This window comes from Ruegeria sp. BHSB064, from assembly GCF_059613205.1.
In genome coordinates this window covers 1-8257 of sequence record NZ_JBXWSB010000160.1, presented here as the reverse complement: position 1 = coordinate 8257, position 8257 = coordinate 1, and the positions used below count along the sequence as shown (strand labels likewise).

Here is an 8257-nt window from a genome sequence, read left to right as displayed (position 1 = left end):
GTTCCAGCGTCAGCTTGGCGATGCGATCTGCCGTGGCCTTGCCAATCAGTTTGCCGACCTCGCTTGAACCGGTAAAGGACACCTTGTCGATGCCCGGGTGCGAAGCAAGCGCTGCACCAGCCTCTTCACCCAGTCCCGTCACAACATTGAAGACACCCGGCGGGAACAGACCATCCGCAAGTTCAGCCAGTTTCAGGATCGCCAGCGGTGCGTCTTCAGCAGGTTTCAGCACCAGACAATTCCCGGTCGCCAATGCCATCGAAATCTTCACCGCCCCCAGCTGCAACGGAGAGTTCCAGGGGATGATCGATCCGACAACCCCATGCGGTTCGCGCGTGGAATAACTCAATAGTCCGGGCCCAAGCGGCAGAGTTTCGCCTTTCTGCTCGACCGCCACGCCGCCGTAATACTTGAGAACACCAGCAGCCCCCATTGCCTCACCGCGCGACTGCGTCTTGATGGCGTTACCCGACTCGGCAGCAAGCACGCGCGCCACCTCTTCGGCGTTTTCCTCAAGACGACGTCCGAGCTCGGTGAGCAGTTTGCCACGCTCACTTGCTGCCAATGCGCGCCACGCTGGCAACGCGGCACGGGCGGCGGCGACAGCCAAATCGACCTCGGTTGACGTGCCGCGACCGACTTCGCAGATCGGCACGCGGCGCGAGGGGTTTTCGATCTCGAGCCGCCCGTCAGGCCAATGCCAAGCCCCGTTGATGTAATTTCCAGCCAAACCCGCATCGGGCAGTTTCGGTTCCAGCGGTGTCGTCATCCCTGTTCTCCTTGGCAGGCTAGGGCAATTCAAAATAGGGCGCGCCGCCGAAAGTTGGGAGAGCCGGCGGCGCAGAGGTCAGGCGAGAGCATATGCCCAACCCCAAAAACATAATCAGATTTTGGCGCGCACCACAGCCCAGGCGTCATCCAGCGCACCTTTGAACCGTTCAGTTGCGATGTCGATCTCATCCTCATTGATAATCAGCGGCGGCATAAAGCTCATCCGATCACCGATTGCTCGCAGATAGAGACCCCGATCATGGGCAAAGTTCTGCACAAGTTCACCGACTTTCCAAGAGGGGTCGAACGGTTCACGGGCTTTAGCGTCTTTCATAAGTTCGAAGCCGCAGAACAGGCCGACACCGCGCACCTCGGCGACCAGCGGGTGGTCGGCCAGAGCATGACATTTCTCAAGGAACCGGGTCGAAACCTTGCGAACGTGGCCCACCAGATCCATCTCGTCATAGATATCCAGCGCCTCGAGCCCGACGGCAGCACCAACCGGATGCCCGGCATAGGTGTATCCGTGGCCAAAAGTGCCAACCTCGTCCGAGTTTTTCATCATGTCGGCATACATCTCGTCCTTGAACATCAAAGCAGAGATCGGGAAAAACGCAGCCGAAAGCGCCTTGGCGCAAGAGATCATGTCAGGCTCCAACCCCCAGGTCTGGGAACCCCACATATTGCCGGTCCGACCAAAGCCACAGACCACCTCGTCAGCCAGAAACTTGATGTCATACTTGCGCAGAACCGCCTGCATTTCACGCCAATAGCCTTCGGGCGGCATCAGCGCGCCACCGCCTGAAATGGCGGGTTCAGCGAAGAAAGCTGCAACAGTTTCAGGGCCTTCCGCCAGGATCAGCTCCTCGAATTTTGCCGCCATCCGGGCCGAGAACTCTTCTTCGGTCTCACCGTCGATGTGAAAGCGGTAGTAGTTCGGCAACTCGGTATGCTTAAACTCGGGCAGCGGCAGACCGAACTTGGCATGCATATGCGGCTGGCCCGACAGCGAAACCGTCGCAATCGTATTCCCATGATAACCGCGCACCCGACCAATGATCTTGCGGCGGTTCGGCTCGCCCTTGGCGGTGTTGGTGTACCACAACAGTTTAATCGCGGTATCGTTGGCCTCGGACCCCGAACACTGGAACATCACCCGGTCCATTTTTACCGGAGCCATTCCGATCAAACGTTCGCCCAATTCCGCAACACGTGGATGCGAGCGGTTGTAGAATGTGGGTGCAAATGGCAGCACATCCATCTGCCGCTTTGCCGCGTTTGACAGGCGTTCGTTGTGGTAGCCCAGCGACACACACCCCAGCCCGGAAAAACCATCTATGATCTCGCGCCCTTCGCTGTCATAGATGAAAACCCCTTTACCATGAGTGATCATCGTCGGGCCGTTCTCGGCATGTTGGCGCAGATTCGACTGAGGATGGACGTGATGGGCCTTGTCCTGTTCGATCGCGCGTCGGGCGTCAACGTTCATGGGGGATGCTCCAAAAGAAAACCTGGCGGGACTTCACCTTGTTATTGACTGAATTTCAATTTCGAAGTTTTTTGGTTTTTGTGAATTTTTTTCAGGCTAGAAACACATGAAACCGCTGCTTGACCTGCGCCACCTGCAACTGATCCAAGCCATCAACGAAACGGGTCGGATCACCGATGCCGCCAAGAAACTGGGGGTAACGCCATCGGCCCTTTCGCACCGTCTGCGCGAGGCCGAGCGTCGGCTGGACGTGCCCCTTTTCACCCGAATGCACAAGAAACTGCGCCGCACTCCTGCGGCGGACTATATGGCAATCGTGGCCGAACGCATCCTTACCGACCTTAGCCGAGCGGAGGAAGACGTGCGGCGCATGAATGCCAATGTCCAGCATGTTGTGCGTCTGTCGGTCGAAGCGTACAGCAACTATCGCTGGTTGCCCTCTTTCATCAAATTTATGAAATCGCGCACCGACGGGATCGATATCCAGATCATGGCGGGCGCACGTAGCGATCCGCTGACCGGTCTTCTGAACCGGCATCTGGACATTGCGATTACCTCAGGCACGGTTTCGCAAGCGGGGCTCAGCAGCATCAAACTGTTCGATGACCCCCTGCTGTACATCATGCCACCGTCGCACCGACTGGCTGAGCGTTCCTATGTCGAAGGCTCAGACATCGTGGGAGAGCCATTTATCACTTATACAAAGATCCCTGAACCTGATCGGGAATTTGCGTTGCTGTTCCGCCCGACGGACAGTTATCCGAAATGGGCTGCAACCGTTGAGCTGCCCGAGGCAATTGTCGAGTTGGTCGCCTCGGATCTGGGCACAAGCGTGCTGTCCAACTGGGCGCTGCAATCCGCGTTGAAAGAAGGCCGCATCGTTGGCGCTCAGGTCACGCAGGATGGCATCACTGTTCCCTGGCATGCCGTTTTACGTTCGGAGGACTTGGAGGAAGGAGATCCGATTCATCAGATCGCCGAATTATTGTCTGAATGGTGCAGTTTGCCGGGCTGTGGGTTTCACATCACCTGAACCCTAAGGGCAATGTCTGGCCAAAATGCAGCTACAGGATTGTTCCAGTGGCTGACATGAGCGGTTTTTCGTTTTTGAGATGACGATCTATGAGTTTCCGCTGTTGCTTGCCGGTTGGTATGAACCCGGCAGGTTCTGGTAACACGTCTGTCTGCGTCAGTTCCGGGAACAGCGCGACGATCTCTGCCCGTGCCTCGTCACTGATCGCTTTCAGCGCTTCGGGTCCGGTAAACAAACTCTCAGACGGTGTGCCTTCCGCAAAGACAATCTCGTGTCGATCAAACAGTAAATGGAAATACTCGACCTCCCGAACCGATATGTCCACGTAAATCCCCGGCAGGCTTGTCAACTTGATTGCCGGGACAAGAACCTCCGAGACACCAAACATGCGGCGGGCAATGGTCGAGCAAACCAGCATTCGGTGTTGCCGGGACACCAGCAAATCCCGCTGCGGGAATCCGTTTCCTAGCGAACCGGCAAGAATTCGAACCGGATAAAGTTTGGAATTGGCCCGAAGCTCTGCCTCTTCAACACGCCGCCTGCCGATCCACCGTAACGGCTGTGGGCCATGGTCCCGTGTCAGAACAAGGTCTGACAGCGTGATCTGTTCGATTTGCTTTGGTCTGGTTGTCGTTGCGATCCACGTGGACCGGGTGAAGCACGGCACAAGTGTATTTTCGTTGACCGGTGGGCGGCCCCCAGATCCCGGGCCTTCTGCTGCCGAGACAACCTCAAGCGGTACCCCGCGCGGTGGAAAACTGCCGACAAACGCCAGACCTTCGGTGGTTCCGAACGAAGGAGACGAGCTGACAATGTTGACACCAAGCACCTGATAGGTTTGCCCGGTGCTATTGTCGCGCAGCGTTATGACATATTCGGCCTCAATTCGCGTTCCATCGGAATAGGTGGTGCCATCAAAAACCTGATCACCGTTTAAACGCTGGTTCCCGTCGTTGTCGTCAAAATTGACGTCTGAACCACCATCTGAAACGTTCAGATCGGTCAATGGGCCAGTGCCGATGGTAATAAACTCGCCGACAAGGTTGGACCCGTCACCTTGGCTGAAGCCACTCAGGCTTTCACCTCCGGTGATCGAAACCTGGCTGGCACCCAAAGCATGTACGATATAGTCGGCCATGTGCCCGCAATCCCTGTTCAGTCCGCGTCTACAGGCTAATGGATATGCGGACCCTTGCAAACATATCCACAGGGTAATCCTTAACGAGTGTTACCTATTGGTCGGCGTTTCGCCTGAAGCAGAAAGGAACGCGATTATTATAACGCCTGATCTGACCCGCTACTGGCCAGCACGGATCGCAGCGCCTCGGTCGCGGCGTCCAGATCAGCACACACCATGACTCCGATCTCGGTCAGTTGATCAGACACATCCACCGGCAGGCTTGTATTGCTGCCGTCAGGTATCTCGTTCAACCGGCCACCGATTAAAACCGGCACATCAAGCCCGGCTTCTTTCAGCTTTTTCAGCAGGGATTTGGAATAGCGCAGCGCGACGCCATTATAGGTGCTGAGCGCGATGGCGTCGACAGAGCTTTGCCTGACCAATGCCACAACGTCATCCGGGTCGCTGGATACGCCGCCATCTTCAACAACAAAACCTGCTTTGGTGAACACCATATCCAGAAGCATTTTTCCATGTTCGTGCACATCGGTGGTTGCTGTCAGAATACGGGCAGGCGATTTAGCCAGATGGGTCATGGCCTGACCGGCGTCAGACGCCATAAAGCGCGCGGCTTCTTGCTCTAGTTCGACATACGTTGTGGCACTTACTATGGGAATTCTGCGCCGCGGTGCATCGGGCCTTTGCGCACCTCCTCCAAAGGTCTGTTCCAGGGCGCGCCCACCGATGCGGCGCAGAGCCAACAGCATCTGGAACGGATCGTCAGTGTCGATGCCGCCTTGCGACAATCCTGCAAGAACCCGATCTGCGAAACGATGGCCCTCTCGCAAAAGCGTGTCGCTGATCCGGTCAATCTCGGCCGTGTCAAACAGCGGCAGATACCCCTCTGCCAACTCGGTCAATCTGTGCAGATGACATTGCGCGTCGCAGATCTCGGTCACGTCTGGGATGCGTTCCTTCTCACTTACCGGAACCGGATTTAAAGCGTGTCCGCTTGGCCGCAACCGCTGCGCCACAATATCGGGCAAAAGATACGAAGAAAGCCCCGCATAGTTTTCGGCATGTGTGCCTTTGTACAGAACCGTCGAGCCGTAAATCTGCGATCCTGGCACGCCATCACTGATCTGCTCCAAAGCGCGTTGAAACGCCATCCTGGTCAAAGGTTCAGTGAAATGATGGCCATAACACACCGCATATGGCGCTCCGATCAGCCCCGTCACAATGTATTTTTCAAGCAGCGCCTGACCCAGAACCGACGTCAGATCTTCGAAAACCGCAGCGTATCCGTCGTCCAGATTGGAGTGCACCAATACCGGCACCGGCTGCGCGGCTATCAGGCCAAGAGCCTGAACCGTGGCTTGTGTGGTCTCTACGTCATCTTCATATTCCGGCAGACGAAACGTGAAGTATTGCCCCAGATTACCGATTGTCGTGGCCCCGGCCGCCAGCGCCGCACAAGTGTTTTCAAGGGCTGCCGGGAAGCCCAGCATGAAATCACCAAAGTGCATTGCCGCGGGGCTGGCCTGTGTCAGACGCGCAAAGGCGTCTGCGTCATTCAAAATGACCCCGGTCCCGCGCGTTTTTTCTTTGCGTCGATGTCTTGGAAATCCCATCGACCAATCCAGACAGATGCCGAACCGATCAACCCGCGCACCGCGTCCAAGGCAAGTGTCGTAAACCCTTTGGATGGCATCAACGCTATGTGACAAATCGCGAAACCCGAGATGTGCGTGCTGCATCACCTGCCCGGACCGGATCATCGCCTTTTTATAGTCAATCTCGTTCCTGTACCCGGTCGACGCCTGAAACGCGCTTGTGCCTACTTTCCAGTCCAGCACCATTTTCCTGCCGGCGCTTAACAGTTCTGCACCGCAGATCAGGCCCTGCTCTGGAAGCAGCGTCGCTCTGTCGATTCTAAGGTTTCGTTCGCTCATTCCGCCACAATGGCCATTCCAAGGCAGCAGACAAGGCCATTAAAGCGTTTGTCCAAGCCCATCCCGGTTCGGATAAGGAACGCGCCTAGACATTTTCCCAGGGGAAACTGTCCAGCCGCTCTATCCCTGTTTCCGTCACCAGAACCTGTGTTTCCAGCTTCACGCTTTCCGATCCGTTTTCGCCGACAAGGCTTTCGACACAAACAACCATCCCCGGCTCAATAAAGCCGGACATGGCTGTCTCATCGAAATCGACGTGCAAGGGGATGACAGGCCATTCATCGGCCATGCCCACGCCATGCACAGCAAGCGAATACCGATAATCGACATGCCGATCCGGGATACGCCAGCTGTTTTCGTTGAACTCGGCATAGCTCATACCCGGCTTCAGCACGTCAAGGTTATGGTTGATCTGCTCTAAAGCCGTCGCATAGATCCGCCGCTGTGTATCCTTCATGGGGGTGTACCCGCAAGTCCAGCTGCGGCTGAGGTCCGCGCAATAGCCATAAGGACCAACCATATCCGTGTCGAACGAGATCATTTCACCCAACTGGCAAGCCCGGTCCGAACATTCCTTGTACCAAGGGTTGGTATTCGGCCCACAGGTCAAAAGCTTGGTTTCAAGCCAATCGCCGCCCGAACGCGCGTTTTCAAAATGCAGATGACCCCAAAGCTCACGCTCGGTCACGCCCGGCACCGAATGGTCATATATGCGCGCCATCCCGGCTTCGCAGACCCGAATGGTCCAGCGCATCAGCTCGATTTCTTCGGGAGATTTGATCGACCGGGCCCGTTCCGTCAATTCGGCCCCTTCGACATAGGTGAACCCTCGTTCCTGCAGCGCGTGCAATCCCGGGCCGTCCAGCTTGTCTGCCGCAAAGCGCTTGTTGCCACCCCCATGCTGACCGAGCACATCGGCTATTTCGTCGGCCCAGACTTCGACCCCGGCAGAGGCTTTGTCGCCCTTGGTCATAAACATCCACGACACGGCAGTACGGATTTCGTCTATTCCCGGCAGGCCATCGTTCAAATGCTCGCAGCCTTTGAACTCCCACAGGATCGCAGGACCACCTGCCAGGATCATCGCATACCGGACCGGATTGTGGCTGGTCCATACCTGCATATTCGAGCTGTCGAACGCATACCGAATGTTGATCGGGTCGTAGAGCAACAAGCCTGCCACATCATGCTTTGCCATCTGGTCACGCAACCGCGTCAACCGATATGCGCGGGCCTTGTCCAGCGTGGATTGGGACACCGGGCTGATCAGTGGCTTGTCCGCTCCGTCGCTGTTCAGATAAGTCAGCTTGCGATCATCTTTGAACGCGTTGCGCGCCCGCGTCATGACACGGATCGACCGTAGAAACCGATTTGTTCCTCAGCCGAAAAAGCGACTCCCGGTGTCTCGTAGAAGGAAAAAATCGCGATTACGCGTTCCGTGTCGCCTTTTACCGGCACCACGCGGTGCGGTGTGTTCACCCCGCGAAAAACGTTCAGCGCGCCCGGCGCAGGCATGATCCGTTTGATTTCCGGATCCTTGCCAGCCAGAACAGCGGCGACACCTTCGTAGTTCTGGTCATCCGGTGTGCGCAGATCCTTGCGATACTCAAGCTCTCCACCCACCTCCGGCGCCTGAAGCAAGATCGTCGTGGTAAATTCAGAGCGGTCGAAATGCCAGTTCAACCCTTCGCCATCCCGCGTCGCCTGCACGTTGACCCGGGCCATCGGGTCGTCCATTTGATAAAGCCGTTCCTTGCCCATGGTTTCGGCCAGAAAATCCGCGAAGGGCTGCCATTCATACACTTCAATCACAGGGTTGCCCTCTAGCTGATCGGCGCAGAGCGTGTGATTGACCGTTTGCGACTTGATCATCGCGGGGTGTTTGTCATCAA

7 protein-coding genes are annotated in these 8257 nt (G+C 56.6%); 1 reads left to right on the top strand and 6 read right to left on the bottom strand.

Going from position 1 to position 8257, the window contains the following annotated elements:
- Nucleotides 1-769: aldehyde dehydrogenase family protein (locus AC2FNU_RS22485; protein ID WP_496792932.1), on the bottom strand; the 769-nt coding region annotated here is incomplete at its 3' end.
- A 114-nt stretch (nucleotides 770-883) separates the two neighbouring features.
- The gene (locus tag AC2FNU_RS22480; protein WP_496792927.1) at nucleotides 884-2260 is read right to left on the bottom strand and encodes an aminotransferase; all 1377 of its coding nucleotides are present in this window, start codon (nucleotides 2258-2260) and stop codon (nucleotides 884-886) included.
- A 106-nt stretch (nucleotides 2261-2366) separates the two neighbouring features.
- On the opposite strand from AC2FNU_RS22480, the gene AC2FNU_RS22475 reads away from it, so the two are divergent.
- Nucleotides 2367-3293 carry a LysR family transcriptional regulator gene (locus AC2FNU_RS22475; protein WP_496792922.1) on the top strand — a complete coding sequence of 309 codons (927 nt, stop codon included), beginning with the start codon at nucleotides 2367-2369 and terminating at the stop codon, nucleotides 3291-3293.
- 31 nt (nucleotides 3294-3324) lie between these two features.
- Here AC2FNU_RS22475 and AC2FNU_RS22470 read toward each other — a convergent pair whose 3' ends face one another.
- The 4 genes from AC2FNU_RS22470 to AC2FNU_RS22455 all read right to left on the bottom strand — a co-directional run.
- The gene (locus AC2FNU_RS22470; protein ID WP_496792918.1) at nucleotides 3325-4431 is read right to left on the bottom strand and encodes a Hint domain-containing protein; all 1107 of its coding nucleotides are present in this window, start codon (nucleotides 4429-4431) and stop codon (nucleotides 3325-3327) included.
- A gap of 137 nt (nucleotides 4432-4568) precedes the next feature.
- Nucleotides 4569-6365, bottom strand: coding sequence for a cobalamin-dependent protein (locus AC2FNU_RS22465; protein WP_496792913.1), 1797 nt, complete (start codon nucleotides 6363-6365; stop codon nucleotides 4569-4571).
- A gap of 85 nt (nucleotides 6366-6450) precedes the next feature.
- Nucleotides 6451-7710: a M24 family metallopeptidase gene (locus AC2FNU_RS22460; RefSeq protein ID WP_496792909.1), complete on the bottom strand. Its 1260-nt coding sequence runs from the start codon at nucleotides 7708-7710 to the stop codon at nucleotides 6451-6453.
- Nucleotides 7707-8257: HalD/BesD family halogenase (locus AC2FNU_RS22455; RefSeq protein WP_496792904.1), on the bottom strand; the 551-nt coding region annotated here is incomplete at its 5' end. The genes AC2FNU_RS22460 and AC2FNU_RS22455, both read right to left, overlap by 4 nt.